Origin of the sequence: Bradyrhizobium sp. WSM3983, assembly GCF_000473045.1 — a bacterium.
Classification (GTDB): Bacteria; Pseudomonadota; Alphaproteobacteria; order Rhizobiales; family Xanthobacteraceae; genus Bradyrhizobium.
In genome coordinates this window covers 1-16,260 of sequence record NZ_AXAY01000036.1, presented here as the reverse complement: position 1 = coordinate 16,260, position 16,260 = coordinate 1, and the positions used below count along the sequence as shown (strand labels likewise).

Annotated in this window: 15 protein-coding genes and 1 pseudogene; 11 read left to right on the top strand and 5 right to left on the bottom strand. The window is 63.3% G+C overall.

Features of this window, described 5'->3' with window-relative positions:
- Positions 1 to 4: 4 nt before the first annotated feature.
- Both YUA_RS0135360 and YUA_RS0135355 read left to right on the top strand, forming a co-directional pair.
- The gene (locus YUA_RS0135360; protein WP_027534908.1) at positions 5 to 1,621 is read left to right on the top strand and encodes an ATP-dependent acyl-CoA ligase; all 1,617 of its coding nucleotides are present in this window, start codon (positions 5 to 7) and stop codon (positions 1,619 to 1,621) included.
- 11 nt (positions 1,622 to 1,632) lie between these two features.
- Entirely contained in the window at positions 1,633 to 2,361 is a 729-nt protein-coding gene (locus YUA_RS0135355) for an SDR family NAD(P)-dependent oxidoreductase (protein ID WP_027534907.1), read from the top strand.
- A gap of 61 nt (positions 2,362 to 2,422) precedes the next feature.
- Here the strand turns inward: YUA_RS0135355 and YUA_RS0135350 are convergent, their stop codons facing one another.
- The 4 genes from YUA_RS0135350 to YUA_RS0135335 form a co-directional block, all read right to left on the bottom strand.
- Positions 2,423 to 2,905 carry a MarR family winged helix-turn-helix transcriptional regulator gene (locus YUA_RS0135350; RefSeq protein WP_027534906.1) on the bottom strand — a complete coding sequence of 161 codons (483 nt, stop codon included), beginning with the start codon at positions 2,903 to 2,905 and terminating at the stop codon, positions 2,423 to 2,425.
- Between the two features lie 14 nt (positions 2,906 to 2,919).
- Positions 2,920 to 3,399 (bottom strand): MarR family winged helix-turn-helix transcriptional regulator, encoded by a 480-nt coding sequence (locus tag YUA_RS0135345; RefSeq protein ID WP_027534905.1) that lies wholly within the window; start codon positions 3,397 to 3,399, stop codon positions 2,920 to 2,922.
- A 148-nt stretch (positions 3,400 to 3,547) separates the two neighbouring features.
- Positions 3,548 to 5,113 (bottom strand): indolepyruvate oxidoreductase subunit beta family protein, encoded by a 1,566-nt coding sequence (locus tag YUA_RS0135340; RefSeq protein WP_027534904.1) that lies wholly within the window; start codon positions 5,111 to 5,113, stop codon positions 3,548 to 3,550.
- Positions 5,110 to 7,269, bottom strand: a complete 2,160-nt coding sequence (locus tag YUA_RS0135335; protein ID WP_027534903.1) for an indolepyruvate ferredoxin oxidoreductase subunit alpha — start codon at positions 7,267 to 7,269, stop codon at positions 5,110 to 5,112. The genes YUA_RS0135340 and YUA_RS0135335 overlap by 4 nt, the downstream gene beginning before the upstream one ends.
- Before the next feature lie 129 nt (positions 7,270 to 7,398).
- Between YUA_RS0135335 and YUA_RS0135330 the strand changes: the two genes are divergently transcribed.
- From YUA_RS0135330 to YUA_RS0135310, 5 genes are read left to right on the top strand one after another with little or no spacing between them, the layout of a single operon-like run.
- Positions 7,399 to 8,421, top strand: a complete 1,023-nt coding sequence (locus YUA_RS0135330) for a carbon-nitrogen hydrolase family protein (RefSeq protein ID WP_027534902.1) — start codon at positions 7,399 to 7,401, stop codon at positions 8,419 to 8,421.
- A gap of 54 nt (positions 8,422 to 8,475) precedes the next feature.
- Positions 8,476 to 9,582 carry a cupin domain-containing protein gene (locus tag YUA_RS0135325; RefSeq protein ID WP_027534901.1) on the top strand — a complete coding sequence of 369 codons (1,107 nt, stop codon included), beginning with the start codon at positions 8,476 to 8,478 and terminating at the stop codon, positions 9,580 to 9,582.
- Positions 9,583 to 9,624: 42 nt separating this feature from the next.
- Positions 9,625 to 10,533 carry a fumarylacetoacetate hydrolase family protein gene (locus YUA_RS0135320; protein WP_027534900.1) on the top strand — a complete coding sequence of 303 codons (909 nt, stop codon included), beginning with the start codon at positions 9,625 to 9,627 and terminating at the stop codon, positions 10,531 to 10,533.
- Positions 10,533 to 10,970 carry a thioesterase family protein gene (locus tag YUA_RS0135315; protein WP_027534899.1) on the top strand — a complete coding sequence of 146 codons (438 nt, stop codon included), beginning with the start codon at positions 10,533 to 10,535 and terminating at the stop codon, positions 10,968 to 10,970. Before YUA_RS0135320 ends, YUA_RS0135315 begins: the two co-directional genes overlap by 1 nt.
- Positions 10,967 to 11,683 (top strand): hypothetical protein, encoded by a 717-nt coding sequence (locus YUA_RS0135310; protein WP_027534898.1) that lies wholly within the window; start codon positions 10,967 to 10,969, stop codon positions 11,681 to 11,683. Before YUA_RS0135315 ends, YUA_RS0135310 begins: the two co-directional genes overlap by 4 nt.
- 327 nt (positions 11,684 to 12,010) lie before the next feature.
- Here the strand turns inward: YUA_RS0135310 and YUA_RS46030 are convergent, their stop codons facing one another.
- A complete protein-coding gene (locus YUA_RS46030; protein ID WP_051383549.1) occupies positions 12,011 to 12,340 on the bottom strand; it encodes a hypothetical protein in 330 nt (109 codons plus the stop codon).
- Between the two features lie 520 nt (positions 12,341 to 12,860).
- Here YUA_RS46030 and YUA_RS0135295 point away from each other — a divergent pair.
- The 4 genes and pseudogenes from YUA_RS0135295 to YUA_RS46025 all read left to right on the top strand — a co-directional run.
- The gene (locus YUA_RS0135295; protein ID WP_084293079.1) at positions 12,861 to 13,991 is read left to right on the top strand and encodes an ABC transporter substrate-binding protein; all 1,131 of its coding nucleotides are present in this window, start codon (positions 12,861 to 12,863) and stop codon (positions 13,989 to 13,991) included.
- Positions 13,992 to 14,011: 20 nt separating this feature from the next.
- On the top strand, positions 14,012 to 15,028 hold the full coding sequence (locus tag YUA_RS0135290) for an ABC transporter permease (RefSeq protein WP_027534896.1): 1,017 nt from the start codon (positions 14,012 to 14,014) through the stop codon (positions 15,026 to 15,028).
- Entirely contained in the window at positions 15,022 to 15,810 is a 789-nt protein-coding gene (locus YUA_RS0135285; protein WP_027534895.1) for an ABC transporter ATP-binding protein, read from the top strand. The genes YUA_RS0135290 and YUA_RS0135285 overlap by 7 nt, the downstream gene beginning before the upstream one ends.
- Before the next feature lie 95 nt (positions 15,811 to 15,905).
- Positions 15,906 to 16,260, top strand: a pseudogene (locus YUA_RS46025) (tyrosine-type recombinase/integrase); the annotation flags it as partial.

Sequence of the window (16,260 nt, the reverse complement as noted above, 5' to 3'; positions counted from 1 at the left end):
TGCCTTGACCGCAGCGACCACCGTTTACGCACGCTTTCGCGAAACCGCCCTCCGCCGCGGCGATGCCGGCTTCCTCAACGTCCTGCCGGAAACCGCAGATATTTATGGCATCGCGGCCGGCGAGATTCCCTACCGCGCCATGCTCGAACGAGTCGAGCACTGGCGGTCGGCGTTCGCGAGCAGGGGCTATGGCGAAGGCCACCGGGTCGGGCTGCTGCTCCAGAACCGGCCGGTGTTCATCGAGCTGTGGTTCGCGTTGAACGCGCTCGGCGTCTCGGTCGTGCCGATCAATCCGGACTTGCGGATGAGCGAGCTCGAATACATCATTTCCCATTCCGAGATGAACGCGGCCTTCGTCCTCGCCGAACGGCGCACCGAGGTTGAGACCGCGGCGCGTCAGGCCGGCCGCGCCATTGCGGTAGTGACGGATGGCGATGGGGTCCCCCCGCCATTCGGCGGCGCGCTGGCTGCGACGGCTGGCGACGGCGCGAGCGAATGCGCGCTACTCTACACGTCGGGAACCACCGGGCAGCCCAAGGGCTGCGTGCTGACCAATACCTATTTCCTGCATTCCGGGAACTGGTATCGCGACGTCGGCGGGCTGTGCGGGCTGAAGGCTGAGGGCGAGCGCATGATCACGCCGCTGCCGCTGTTCCACATGAACGCGATGGCAGTGTCGCTGATGGCGATGCTGTCGGTCGGCGGCTGCCTGACCATGCTCGACCGCTTCCATCCGCGTAGCTGGTGGAGATCGGTGCGCGAGAGCCGCGCCACCTGCTTGCATTACCTCGGTGTGATGCCGTCGATGCTGATGAGCGCCCCTGAAGCAGTGCAGGATAGGGCCCATACCGTGCGGTTCGGCTTCGGCGCCGGCGTGGACAAGCTGCTGCACGCGCCGTTCGAAGAGCGGTTCGGCTTTCCTCTGATCGAAGCCTGGGCGATGACCGAGACGGGCAGCGGCGGGGTGATCGCCGCCAATGTCGAGCCGCGCAAGATCGGCACCAGCTGCTTCGGCCGGCCCGCGCCCGAGGTCGACATCCGCATCGTCGACGAGGGCGGCAATGACGCGCCGGTAGACATGGCGGGCGAACTGCTGGTGCGGCGGGCGGGAGTAGATCCGCGCTACGGCTTCTTCCGCGAATATCTGAAGAATCCGCAAGCCACCGATGAGGCCTGGGCAGGTGGCTGGCTGCACACCGGCGACATCGTCTTGCGCGATGCCGATGGCGATTTGCATTTCGTCGACCGCAAGAAGAACGTCATCCGCCGCTCCGGCGAGAACATCGCCGCGGTCGAGGTTGAATCCGTCCTCAACCGCCATCCCGCAATCCGGCAGGCCGCGGTTGCGGCGATGCCTGATCGGGTACGCGGCGACGAGGTGGCGGCAGTGATTATCGCCGGGCAGGCCGGCGCCGATCGGCAGCTTGCCGAGGACATCGTGCGGTGGAGCCTGGAGCAGATGGCCTATTACAAGGCGCCGGGCTGGATCTGCTTCGTCGACAGCCTGCCGCTGACCGCAACGGAAAAGATCCAGCGCGGCGGGCTCAAGGATTATGTGGCGAAGCTGATGGGCGAGGGCGCATTCTTTGACCTGCGCGACCTCAAGCGGCGGCAGGTCTGAGGGCATCGGTCATGAGCGCGATCCGCACCACACTCGTCACCGGCGGAAATTCGGGAATCGGGGAAGCGCTCGCCAGGAGGCTCGTCGAGAAGGGTCAGCGCGTCGTCTCGGTCGGGCTGGAGAAGCCGGGCTGGACCCATGATCTGCTCGCCGCCTATTGCGCCGACCTCACCGACATCGAACAGACGCGCGCGATCGCGCAGGAGATTTGCAGGGATCACGCCGTCGATCGCCTCGTGCACAATGCCGGAATCATTCTGCCGAACCTGCTGGAGAACGCTAAGCCCGAAGACATCCTGACGCTGGCGCAGCTGCATCTCGGCGCGCCGATGCTGCTGACCCAGGCTGCGATGGAGGGGATGCGCGCGCGCCGGTTCGGCCGCGTGGTGTTCGTCTCCTCGCGCGCAGCGATGGGCGCGGCGACGCGTTCGGCCTATTCGGCCACCAAGGCCGGCGTGCACGGCATGGCCCGGACCTGGGCGCTGGAGCTTGCCGCCAGCGGCATCACCGTGAACGTCGTCGCGCCAGGGCCGATCCTCACCGACAATTTCTGGGGCATCATCCCGAAGGGCTCGGAGCAGCAGGAGCGGATGGCGCGCAACGTGCCCGTCGGCCGGCTCGGCTCGCGCGAGGACGTCGCCCACGCGATCGAGTTCTTCCTCGATGAGCGCTCCGATTTCGTCACCGGCCAGGTGCTCTATGTCTGCGGCGGCACCAGCCTCGTCGGTCTTGGTCCATAGAGCATGATCCGGAAAGGTGTGAAGCGGTTTTCCGAAGAGATCATGCTCCAAACAAACAGAGCTAGATCTGGTTCTGCCTGATGTTGTCGACCATCTTCGCCAACACGCGGGCGCAGATTTCGATCTCGTCGGGGTCGATGCCCGCGATCAGCCGGTCGTAATTGGTGACCATGATCGGCCAGATCTTGCGCAGCAGCCCTTCGCCATCCGCCGTCAGCGCCACCACCCGGCGCCGCTGGTCTTCCTCCGCGATCTCGCGCATCACGAGGCCCGACGACACCATGGATTCGACCATGCGGCTCGCGGTCGATTGCTCGGTGACGGCGAGAACGGCGATCTCATTGACGGTCAGGCTCTTGTAGATGAACAGCACCGACAAGGTTCGAAACACGACATTGTTGATGCCGTGCTCGGTGAGATCGCGGTTCTGGTCCAGGTTCCAGCGATTGGCGAGCCGGTTGAACAGATACGGAATGTAGCCTTGCAGCTGGTCCCTGGTCCGGGGCGGACCCGATTTCCACCTGCTCCTGGAATCTTTGGCCATTGTCTTTTGCGACTTTACTTCTTGTTTTCGGGACGAATCTTCAAGGAGAGGGAACGCAGCACCGACAATGCGGTGTCCAGCTCCCGGGCCGGAATGTTTTCCAGCCGCTTGCTGAGATGCTTCTTGTGGACGTCGGCAGCCTTCCGGAACAGCGCTTCACCCTTGGGCGTCAGGCGCACGATGAACGATCGCCGGTCCTCGCTCGACATTTCCTTGCTGATGAGGTCGTCGGCGAGAAGGCGCTGCACCAGCCCCGAGACGTTGCCGCCGGAGACTTTCAGGTTCTGCGATAATTGTCCGAGCGCGAGGCCGTCCCGGGTGCGATCGAGCTGGGCCAGCACATCGAACTTCGCCAGCGACAGCCCGAACTCCGCGCCCAGCACCGCATTCAGCGACGCGAAAATCTCGCCATGCAGGGACAGCAACTGAAGCCAGAGCCGGGTTTCGATCTGCCCATAGGCGGGACCAATGTTCTCTTTGAGTGCTGCCGGCATCGCATGACCATCAGGTACGAGGTGTGGCGTCGAGGGGGATTATCGCTGGGTATCGCTCCGATGAACGAGATGAGAATCGTAGTCAAGCCGCCTGATTCTGGCGTCCTTCAGTCCGGGCGGCAACCGAATCATCGGCCGGCCGGGGGCCTCATACAAAACTCTTGATGGTCTGGATCACGCCGTCGAGCTCCTTGCCCGGGCCGTCCTTCAGCGCCACCTCCCGCAGCCGCCGTGCCCAGTCGGCGGCATCCTCGCGCTGTTCCACCAGCTTGATCGCGGCCAGCGTTTTGTCGAACTTCGACAGTCCGCGGCTGTGGGTATCAGAATAGCCTTTCACCATCCGGCGGCATTGCAGGATTTCGACGCCGAGCTGGTAGTTGATGCCGACGGCATCCATCGCATCCTTGAGCCAGTGGTCCCGATGATCGGTCTCGACCGCATGACGCAGCGAGCGGCGGCGCAGGCCGCGCAGCCCGCCCACCACATAGAGCGCGAGGAACCAGGGCAGCGAATAGGTCCGCACCCGGCGTCCTTTGTTGACGCGGCGATCGAGCCAGCCGAGCAGACGCGGCTTCGCGCCAAGCCAGCGTCCGAAGCTCGCCGGCAGCATGCCCATGACCTCTTCGATGCGCGGATGCATGAACTCGGTGGTGTGCAGCACCTGGTCTTGCGACAGCTCCAGCTCGCTCTCGATCCGCGTGCGACGACTGCTGCGGGTCTTGAGGTCGGCAACGCGGATGACGTCGTCATAGCTCATCGCGTTGGCGAGATGTTTTGCAGCGGCCTGCGTGAATGCGTAGCCCTTGTCGGCGCCACCGGAATTCTTGTCGGCCACGTGCAGCTTGCCGAGGATGTCGAGATACTCGCTGCCATAGGCGACGTCCTGGAAATCGACCACCTTTCTCAAGCCAGCACGCGCCATCGCCTGCGCGGGCTCGGGCAATTCCCGCGTGATCCGCGCGACAAGCCCGCTGAGCCGCGGATCGAGCGGCGCGGGGGCGGGCGTTGTGCTGGCCTGCGCCGGCTGGATTGGTGCCGCAATGTCCGCGGCCCCGGTCTTGACGCGGTCAAAGGCGGCGTCAAAGGTCTCGATGCTGGCTTTTGCGCCCTTGCCACCGGCACGGATCACGTCGAGATAGCTCTCGCGGCTGAACGGCAGCACGTCGGCTCCCGCCAGCGCACCGAACATCGCCGCCGAGATGACGCTGCCATGCGCGATCGCCAACGCGTTCAAATCGAAGATGATCTCGGTCTTGGCGGCAATGCCGATCGCACCCGTCACCGCGCCCTGATCGGCAATGCCGTTGCCCGGCGCGATCTTCTCGCCGATCGCAAACGAGCGGTGATTGGACGCGATCAGCGTCGTCCGCTCCGGCGTCACGAGGCCGCGAAGGATCGAGCGTCCGGCCTCCATGAATTCCGCGGCCATCACCACGTCGACGTCGCCGGGTGTCGGCATCAACGACAGGATCGGCTTGCGGCCGTCAAGCAGCGGCATCGCCTCGATGTAGTAGATGGTGGCGCCGGTGCGCTGGGCGACGCCGGGCACCGAGGTCGATTGCGCGGCCCAGCCGTGGTTCTCGGCGAGCTGCACGATCCAGTCGGTGAGGACGCCGCCGCCCTGGCCGCCCATCGCGACGATCGCGATCGAGATCGGCCGCTCGGTTGCATCGCCCGCAGCCGGCAGGGCCTGCCGTACCGTCTCGTCTCTCATGCCAGCGCCTCGAGCGCTGGACGCCGGCGGTCGCGCCGCCGTTGCAGCCAGCCGATCACGGACATCGCGACCTCAGACTTGAACTTGTCCCATCGGCTTGGATTGTGGATGACGTCTGCGCGATAGAAGGAGGGGCAGAGCACGGCAGCTTCGGCAACCTCGCCGCAATTGCCGCAGCCGACGCAGGAATTGTCGATCGCCGCGACCGGATCGTCGCGCAGCGGATCGTCGAGCTGTTTCACGGAGAGCGACGGGCAGCCGGAGAGCCGGATGCAGGCATGGTCGCCCGTGCACACGTCCTCGTCGACGCCGAAACGCTCCTTGACGGTGCGCACGCCGTCCTTGATCGCCTTGTTGATCTGCGGCTTCACGCGGCGCTGTTTGTTCAGCATGCATTCGGACGAAGCGACGATGACCTTGGGACCTTCCTCCTTCGTGGTCAGCGCCTCCTTCAGCGTGTCGCGCATCTTGCCGACGTCATAGGTGCGGTCGAGCTGGCGGACCCATTGGCCGCCGATACCCTTCACCGCCTGCACGATCGAATTGTTGGTCTTGCGCCGCTTGTTGGTTGCGCGCGAGGACAGGATGTCCTGGCCGCCGGTCGCGGAGGTGTAGTAATTGTCGACGATGACGAAGACGCCGTCATGCTTGTTGAAGACGGCATTGCCGATGCCGCTGGTCAGCCCGTTGTGCCAGAAGCCGCCATCGCCCATCACCGCGATCGAGCGCTTGTCGGCCTTGACGTTGAAGGCCGAGGTCGAGGCCGGACCCAGGCCGAAACCCATGGTCGTCGCGCCGATGTTGAAGGGCGGCAGGATCGAGAACAGATGGCAGCCGATGTCGGCCGAGACATGGTGCTGGCCGAGCTCCTCCTCGACGAGCTTCATGGCGGCGAAGATCGGCCGCTCCGGGCAGCCGGTGCAGAGCCCGGGCGGGCGCGCCGGCACGACCTGCTTGAGCTTTTCGACGGCGGGATGATTGAGCACGGGCGCGGCATCCGGCGCGGGCGGCCGGTTGCCGAGCAGCCGCGGCTCGGTCTTCTCCAGGAATTCCCTGACGCCGCCGAGCAGGACCTGTGCGGTGTAGTCGCCGCCCATCGGCAGCACGTCCTTGCCATGGATGCGCGCCCGGATGTCCTTGCGGCGCAGCACGGTGTTGATCGCCTGCTCCAGATATTCCGGCTGTCCCTCTTCGACGATCAGCACGGCCTCCTTGTCGAGGCAGAACTCGGCAACCTCCGTGTCGATCACGGGGTAGGTGACGTTCATGACGTAGAGCGCAACCTGCGTGTTGCCATAGGCGTCCGACAGCCCGAGATATTGCAGCGCGCGGATCACGTTGTTGTACATGCCGCCCTGCATGATGATGCCGACCTTGCCCTGCTTCGGTCCCATCCATTCGTTCAGCTTGTTGTCGCGGACGAAGCCGATCGCAGCCGGCATGCGGGTCTTGATCTTCTCCTGCTCGTGCTCATAGGCCGCCGGCGGCAGCACGATGCGATTGAGGTCGCGCTTGGGATTGTTCAGCGCGTCCTTGATGGTGTGCGCCGGCCTGACATTGTCCTTGCAGGCAAAGCTTCCATGCATGTGGCAGGCACGAACGCGGACCTCGAGCATGACAGGGGTGTTCGAGACTTCCGAGAGCTCAAAACCCTTCTCGATCAAACTGACGATGCGTTCATGGTCGGGGCGCGGGTCGAGCAGCCACATCTGCGACTTCATCGCAAAGGCGTGGGTCCGCTCCTGCATGATCGAGGAGCCTTCGCCATAGTCCTCGCCGACGATGATCATGGTACCGCCGGTGACGCCGCCCGAGGCGAGGTTGGCGAGCGCATCGGAGGCGACGTTGGTGCCGACCGTGGACTTCCAGGCCACCGCGCCGCGCAGCGGGTACATCACCGAGGCCGACAGCATGGCGGCGGCCGCGGCCTCGTTGGCCGAGCTCTGGAACACGACGCCGAGATCGTCGAGCACGTCCTTGGCATCCGCAAGCACGTCCATCAGGTGCGAGATCGGCGAGCCCTGATAGCCGCCAACATAGGCGACCCCCGATTGCAGCAGCGCTTTCGTGATGGCGAGGATGCCTTCGCCGCGGAACGTGTCGCCATCACCGAGCCGGAGATCCTCGACCTCGCGAGCAAAAGACCGTTCAGCCATTGCACCCTCCAGAAATATGCGATAGCATACGTTTACATATAAAGTAAGTCAACGCCGCGCCCATGCTATCACGCCTCCGGGGCCTTGCTCCGAAAGCGCGGATCATGAGCCAGCGACAGGGTAGGGCCAATGCTGAAGCTGCCTCGCTTTAGAGCCGCCGCCGTCCAGGCCTCACCTGTATATCTCGACCCGGGCGCGACCGCCGACAAGGCGGCTTCACTGGTCCGTGAGGCCGCTGGCCACGGCGCGAAGCTCGTCGCGTTCCCCGAGGTGTTCGTTCCCGGCTATCCCTATTGGAACTGGATCACCGATCCCGTCACGGGCAGCGCGTGGTTCGAAAAGCTCGCCAAGGCATCGGTGCTGGTGCCGGGTCCGGAGATCGACATCGTCAGGAAGGCGGCGCGCGATGCGGGCTGCCATGTCGTGCTCGGCGTCAACGAGCGCAGCCCGGTGTCGCTGGGCGCGATCTACAACACGCTGGTCTTTATTGGGCCGGACGGCGCGCTGCTCGGCAAGCATCGCAAGCTGGTGCCGACCTGGGCAGAGAAGCTGACCTGGACCGGCGGTGACGGCTCGAGCCTGCGTGTCTATGATACCGAGATCGGGCGTCTTGGCGGGTTGGCCTGCGGTGAGAACACCAACACGCTGGCGCGCTTTGCCCTGCTCGGTCAGGGTGAGCTCGTGCACGTCGCCAGCTACATCTCGCTTCCCGTCGCACCTCCCGACTACGATATGGCGGAGGCGATCAAGTTGCGCGCGATTGCCCATTCCTTCGAAGGCAAGATCTTTACGATCGTCTCGTGCTCGACCGTGTCGGAGGAGATCATCGCGGCGATGGAGAGCGTCGTTCCCGATGCGCGGGCGCGCCTGCAGCGCAAGTCGAGCGCATTCTCAGGCATCATCGGTCCCGATGGCCGCGTGGTCGGGGATCCCCTGATCGATGACGAAGGCATCGTCTATGCCGACATCGACCTCGAGCGCTGCATCCAGCCGAAGCAGATGCATGACATCGTCGGTCACTACAACCGGTTCGACATTTTTGATCTGCGGGTCAACCGTCGTCCGCAGACGCCGCTTGGTCTTGCGGAGACGGAAATAGTCGCGGGACATGAGCAGGCGGGCTTCTCGTCCATTCCAGGTAAATCGGAATGAGGGTTGGGCTCGCCTCGAACACGCGGTGCCGTGAGACAGGACTTGGAGGATAGGATGCGCGAGAACGTGATCGGCCGGGCCAATGTCGAGGACACACCCGAGCTCAAGGCCTATTACAAGGACCTCGAAAAGTACGAAGCGGGAGCGCTCTGGACCGTCGCCAACAAGATCGAGCCGTGGGCGCCGCAATCGGCATCCGTTCCCGTGCTCTGGCGCTACAAGGATTTGCGCGAGCATGTGCTGCGTTCTGTCGAGCTGGTTTCGCCGGAAAAGGCGGGCCGGCGGGTGATCTATCTGAACAATCCCGGCCGCCGCGAGGTGTCGGCGGCGGTGGGCTGGCTCTATTCGGGGCTCCAGGTGATGCATCCCGGCGAGGTCGCCACCGCGCACGCGCACTCGGCCTCCGCGCTCCGCTTCATCATGGAAGGCGCGGGCGCCTACACCATCGTCGACGGTCACAAGATGACCCTCGGAGCGCGCGACTTCGTGCTCACGCCGAACGGCACCTGGCACGAGCACGGCGTCGATGGCGACGGTTCAGTCGGCATCTGGCAGGACGGGCTCGACATCCCGCTGGTCAATGCGCTGGAAGCCAACTTCTTCGTCGTGCATCCCAAGATCCAGCAGGATGCCTCAGGCTATCCCGTGGACGACATGACGAAGAGCTGGGGCAATCCCGGTCTGCGGCCGGCCGACTCAAAATGGTCGAAGGGCTATTCGCCGATGTTCAAATATGAGTGGGAGCCGACCTACGAGTCCCTGCAGAAATACGCCGTCGCGACCGACGGCTCGCCCTATGACGGCATTCTCATGAACTATGTCAATCCGGTCACGGGCGGGCATGTGATGCAGACGATCGGCGCCAGCATGCAGTTGTTGCGGCCGGGCGAGACGACGAAGTCGCACCGGCACACCGGGAGCTTCATCTATCAGGTCGCCAAGGGCAGCGGTTATTCGATCATCGCCGGCAAGCGTCTGGATTGGGAGGAGCGCGACATCTTCTGCGTGCCGTCCTGGGCCTGGCACGAGCACGGCAATGCGTCTGCGAGCGAGGATGCTTGCCTGTTCTGCTTCAACGATCTTCCCGTCATCGAAGGCCTCGGCTTCTACCGGGAGGAGGCCTATGGCGACAATGCGGGCCACCAGCCGGTCGCCGCCTGACGTCTTCGCAGAATTCAATCGAAAGAGCCGGATAAAGCTGCCATGCGTCTTGTCACCTACACCACGGGCTCCAGCGGGCCCCGCCTCGGAGTTCTCGTCAGCGGATTGGTCGTCGATATCGAGCGCCTCGGGGCGTCGCATGGCCTCGCCTGGCCGAGCGACATGCTCTCGTTCATCGACAACAGCGTGACGTTGCTGCCGGCGCTGCGAGAGTGTTTGGAAAGCGCCAATGGGCGCCTGCCGACCGGCTCGGCTGTTCCGGTCGAGGACGTGAAGCTGCAGGCGCCGATACCACGCCCGCGCAAGAACATCTTTGGCATCGGATTGAACTACCGTGAGCATGTTGCTGAGTCCGCCAAGAGCCTGGATACCAGCAAGGATCTGCCGAAGCAGCCGGTGGTGTTCTCGAAGCCGCCGACGTCGGTGATCGGCCCCGGCGCCGCAATCCACCACAACGCAAAAATGACGCAGCAGCTCGACTGGGAGGTCGAGCTCGCCGTCATCATCGGCAAGACCGCGACGCGTATCCCGGTCGACAAGGCCATGGACCACGTCTTCGGCTATTCGGTGATGATCGACATCTCCGCGCGCGACAATCGCCGCGCTGGCCAGTGGATCTTCTCCAAGGGCATGGACACCTATGCGCCGTTCGGCCCCTGCATCGTGACCGCGGACGAGATCCCCGATCCGCACGATCTGCGGCTGTGGCTGACCAAGAACGGCGTCATGAAGCAGGACTCCAACACCAAATACATGATCTTCGATATCCCGGTCCTGATTGCCGACATCTCGTCCGGGATGACGCTCGAGCCCGGCGACATCATCGCGACAGGGACGCCCGAAGGCGTCGGCGCGGGGATGAGCCCACAGGAATGGCTGTGGCCGGGCGATGTCGTGGAAGCCGGGGTCGACGGTGTCGGTGTCATCAGGCACCCGGTTGTCGCGATCTGATGACGTCGTTCTCGTTCGATCGCGAGCTGCGCTTCGGGGACTGCGATCCCTCGGGGATCGCGTATTTCCCGTCGTACCTGAACATTCTCAACGGCGTCGTCGAAGATTTTTGGGCGGGAATCGGTTTTCCATGGCCGGAATTGATCACGGTCCGGAAGATCGGGACGCCCACGGTGCACCTGAATTGCGATTTCTCCCGGCCGTCGATGTTCGGCGATCTCCTGACGTTCAGCGTGCGCATTGTCCGGGTCGGCGGATCGTCCCTGCATCTGGAGCATGTCATCTCGGGTGCGAATGGCCCACGCTGGCGCGCGCGCCAGATCCTTGCCGCGACATCGCTGGTGGATCATCATGCGATCCCCTGGCCCGATGACATTCGCGCCGCGCTGATGGCGCATGTGAGCATGGGCGAGGGCACCGAGGCAACGCCAGCATGATCTCGCTCTTCATGACATTCTCCGATTCCACAGGCGAACGGCGAATTCTTCCTGACGAGGCTGGCGCCGTCGCAGAGCTGGTCGGATCGATCCCAGACTTGACCGAGGGCCTGCTGTTCACGCCGCTCGAACAGTCGGTCGATCATCCCTACAAGGCCGACGGCTCCGGCCCCGTGTTTGCGCTTCAACTGCGGTTTGCCGACCTGTTCGCCTGCGAGGCGGCGATGGACCGCGGTCGTGTCCTTGCCAGCCTCGCGACAGGTGCCGGACTATTCGGCCTCGCTGGCCTCGACGTCACGCACCAGGTGATGTTGACGCGCGCATTTCCCGTCGATGTCGCCGAACATCCGGCTGGAACGACAGGTCCCTGCAGCTACCTCGTCCACTATCCCGGGCCAGCCGATGACATGAACGCCTGGAACCTGCACTATCTGGAGCATCATCCGTCGATCATGCGGACCTTCCCTGATGTCCGCCAGATCGAGATCTACACCCGCATCGATTGGGTCGATCGGCTGCCCTCACGGCGCGTCGAGCACATGCAGCGCAACAAGCTGGTGTTCGACAGCCCGCAAGCCCTCGCGCGTGCGCTCGGCTCCGACGTGATCAGGCACATGCGCGCGGACTTCGTCCAGTTCCCGCCATTCCAGGGCGGCAACAAGCATTTTCCGATGCTGACGCGGGTGGCGAGGCCTGGATTGCCGAGAGCTTGAAAAATGGAACGTAAGCTCGCAGATTTTGATTGAGCGCCAGATGTCCGCCTTGGCGCGCATTTCAGACTCAAGTCTCGCGTCACGGCACTCCCGAAAAGGGCCTGTGCCGACTTGATGAAATCGAGACGCGGGAGATCACGATGCAACGAACGTTTGCTGACTTTGAGGATTATTGGACGACCAGTACGCTCGCTGCGACCGTTAGCCAAACCATCGCGGCCATGCATCCAAACGATGTCGAACTCCTTAGAGCCCGAATGCAAAGGCGGCTAGCTGCGAATGGAGCGGGGCGGATCCGCGGCAGATGAGCGAGATATCTTGTCAGAGTCATTTGGAGGCAGCGGTCTCCTTGAATAGCTCAACCCTTCTGCACGTATTGTCGGTCACCGCAAAGACCTCGTAGAAATCGATCTGTGGCTTCATGCCGTAGCGCTGGATGATGCCCTTGAGCCACGGCCCGGTGTAGAACGCCTTGGCGTCCTCGATGCGATTCCACTGGTACACGCCGCCCGCCCAGCCGCTTTCGGTCCAGATGAAGTGCTTGCTGATCAGCCCCGTCACCTCGCGGAAGTCGGGTGCGATCTTGTGAAAGTGCTCGCGGCACGCGGCATAGTCGATCTGCGGCGGCAGTTTGTATCGTACAATGGCGGTGATCATGCGACCTCCTTGTAAGGATGGCCCCGGCGCAACATTGAGGGCATTCCCGCGATCAAGCAAGCGAAGCGGGAAGCCGATATGGGCAAAAGCGCAAAGCCAGTAGCTTCCGTTCTACTGCGATAAACCGATTAACCTAGAGCCATGCTGGGCCACTAGCTGAAGTTCAGCCTTGTCCTGCTGATCTGTGGTTTTCGTGCGGTGCGCGGCACGTCGCTCATTTTGGGCAACCCAGGCTCTATGCAGGTGCACGCGCACGACGGAGACATCGATCATCTACCCGCGCCGATCGCGACCAAATGCGACAGATGCGGCGGCGATTAGGTCGGCAACGCGATTGACAAGTGCCTTTGATCGGCGCGTAGTTGCGCCCTTCCAATTTTTTTCTCCAATGTGAACGATTTCACACTTGTAAGGCAGATCGGCTCGGATGATGCCGAATGAGGGGCGAGCCAAGCCTCCACGAAGTGCACCCGGTTCCAATGGATTTACTCCACCCACACGCAAGTTTGGGAGTGACATCATGGAAAAGCGCAAAATTGGCAGCAACTTAACGAAAGGTCTACCCGAGGCGAAACGGCGCGCCTTCTCCCGGCGCTCGGTGCTCGCCTTGGTTGGCACCCTCGGGGCCGCGGCGCCGTTTGGGATCTTTGGAGGGGCTCGCGCGCTGACGGCATCCGGGGCTGGATCGCTGTCTTATATTCCTGGCGAGCTTCCTATTTGCCGCACCGGGGCGAGCAGCGAAGAGCTACAGGGCCCGCCCCGCCAGCTCAAAATCGCCTGGAACGCCAACGCGGCGTGCACGGTCGCTGCGGCAGTCGCAAAGGAACGGGGCATCTTCGCCAAGCACAACCTCGACGTCGATTTCGTCAATTTCGGCGGTACGACCGACCAGTTGTTAGAGGCGATTGCGACTGGCAAGGCGGATGCCGGTTTGGGATTGGCCCTGCGCTGGCTCAAACCGCTGGAGCAAGGTTTCGACGTTCGGATCACCACCGGTGTGCACGGCGGCTGCATCCGGCTCCTCGGCTCCAAGGCTGCGAATATTGACAGCCTGGAGTCCCTGCGCGGCAAGGCTATCGGGATTAGCGATCAAGCGAGCCCAGCGAAGAACTTCTTTTCAATCTTCCTCGCCAAAAAGGGCATCGATCCGACCCAAGAGGTAGAGTGGCGTCAGTACCCGGCCAATCTGCTCGCGCTTGCTGTCGATAAGGGCGAAGTGCAGGCGCTAGCCGAGATCGATCCGCTGCCCTATTTCTGGCTTAAGGAAGGCAAGCTTAACGAGATCGCGACGAACTTAGCGGGTGAATTCGCCGACCGCACCTGCTGCATTCTCGCGATACGTGGCAGCCTTACCCGAAGCGAATTACCGGTGGCGGCCGCTCTGACACGATCGATAATGGAGGCGGCAGGCCGTGTTGCCAGCGATCCCGCCGACGCCGCAGCGATCTATTCGGGCTACGGCGGGAGAGGATCCGTGGAGGATCTCGCCACCATGTATCGCAGCCATACTCACCACAATCATCCCGTTGGAGCGTCGCTCAAAAAGCAACTTTTACTCTATACCGAGGAACTTAAGGCGGTGAACGTCATCAAGCGAAGCACCGACCCGGCCAAGTTCGCCGAGCGCATTTATCTCGACGTTCTAAGCTGAGCTGATCGGAGAGATCTGCAGTGAGCGCGGTCGTCGATGAAGTATCGAGACCCCAGAAACCTGGTTTCGGTTTTTTTGCAAGGCCAGCTACTCGATCGTTAGTTGGGGGGCTGGCCTCGGCCACCGCGTGGTTTGTGGCGGCAGCGCTCACCGCGTTCTGGCCGGATAAGATCGAAAGCGATTGGGCCTACACCGGCAGCCTCGCCGCTGCCTGCGGAGCATTGGCCGTTGCTCTTGCCCTGGCGGCCTTTGCCAGCGTTCGTTTTACTGTTTTCCGGCGTTTCCAGCGGCTTTCTCCGTGGCTGTTCGTGCTCGCGCTGTTTTTGGCTGCTTGGGAGGTCGTCACCGCAAAGCTCGGATTGCTGCCGTTGCCGTTTTTTCCGCCGCCGCAGGCCATTGTCGAGGTCGTAATCGACGACTGGGGGCGGCTGGCTGCGGGCATCTTCGCCTCTGCTCGCCTACTCGCGACCGGCTATTTTCTCGGTGCGGCGGTCGGGTTCGTGACTGGCGTGGCGATCGGCTGGTCGCGGCTCGCCGGTTATTGGATCCACCCGGTTTTGCGTTTCATCGGGCCACTGCCGGCAACGGCCTGGTTACCGCTCGCATTTTTCGTATTTCCGTCGAGCTTCAGCGCCAGCATTTTTTTGATTGCGCTCGCCACCGGCTTTCCCGTCACGGTGCTCACCTGGTCGGGTGTCGCCGGCGTGAACAGCGCCTATTACGATATCGCACGGACATTGGGAGCAACCCAGCGCTTCCTCGTGCTCAAGGTTGCCATTCCGGCGGCAATGCCGCATGTCTTTGTCGGCCTGTTCATGGGTCTCGGCAACTCGTTTGCGGTTCTCGTCGTAGCCGAAATGCTAGGCGTGAAGGCGGGGCTCGGCTGGTATCTGCAATGGGCGCAGGGTTGGGCGGCCTACGCCAATATGTACGCCGCGCTGCTGCTCATGGCGTTCTTGTGCTCCGGATTGATCACGCTGCTGTTCCGCTTGCGGGACCGCTTGCTATCCTGGCAGAAGGGTCTGGTGCGGTGGTAGCGGCGCCCGCAAGCGACGACCCGGTCCGCGGATCGACGCTGACGCTCCGCGAAGTGAGGCATTGCTTCGATCTGGAAGGGCAGCCGCTGCCGGTATTGGACCGCATCAGCCTGCAGGTCGGCCGCGGCGAGTTCGTCGCTCTCCTGGGGCCGAGTGGTTGCGGAAAATCCACCTTGCTGCGGCTAGTCGCGGGGCTCGACGCTCCAACAGACGGCTCTCTGCTAACGGAGGGACGGGAGATCGAATCACCCGATCCGTCGCGCGTCGTCGTTTTTCAAGACCCCACCCTTTATCCATGGCGGACGGTGTGGAGCAACGTTGCGCTCGGTCTGGAAGCACGCGGGTTGCTGCGCACGCATCGCGGACGTATCGAAGACGCGTTGCGGCTGGTCGGGCTCACCGGCTTCGCCAATGCCTACCCGCACCAGCTTTCCGGCGGCATGGCGCAACGCGCGGCTCTGGCGCGCGCGCTGGTCAACGACCCAAAGCTGCTCATTCTCGACGAGCCTTTGGGCCAGCTCGACTCGCTGACGCGGATCACGATGCAGGGCGAACTCGTGTCACTGTGGCAGCGCGCGGGCTTCACCGCGCTGCTCGTGACCCACGATGTGGAAGAGGCGTTGTTCCTTGCCGGCCGGGTTATCGTGTTCAGCCAGCGCCCAGCACACATCAAGGCGGAAATCGTGAACGCCAGGCCGTATCCACGCCACCGGGGCGACCCGCATCTGGCCGAGCTTCGCCATCAAGTGCTCGCGCATCTCGGTCTCGATGCCACATGGTAAGGAGCGGGAAGGTTGGCCGATTGGCGGCATTTCGTTGGTTCTGCACCTGCCACTGACCTAGCCGCCGAACTCGTCGAGACGCTATGGCGGCGTAGGGCAAAGGCGGCAAGGACCGTAACGTGATGCTGTCGCCGAGCCTGCTCAATCTGCTGCGCGCCTGGTGGAAGGCGGCGCGGCCGCGGGGCTGGCTGTTCCCGGGCCGCGATCGGGCGCAGCCGATGACGACGCGCCAGCTCAATCGCGCCTGCCACGCCACCGCCCAGGTGGCGAAGATCAGCAAGCGCGTCTCGCTGCACACCTTGCGGCACAGCTTCGCCACCCACCTGCTGGAGCAGAACATCGACGTCCGCGTGATCCAGGTGCTGCTCGGTCATGCCAAGCTCGACACCACGGCACTCTATACCCGCGTCGCCACCAAGACGATCAGCGAGGTCATGAGCCCGCTGCAGC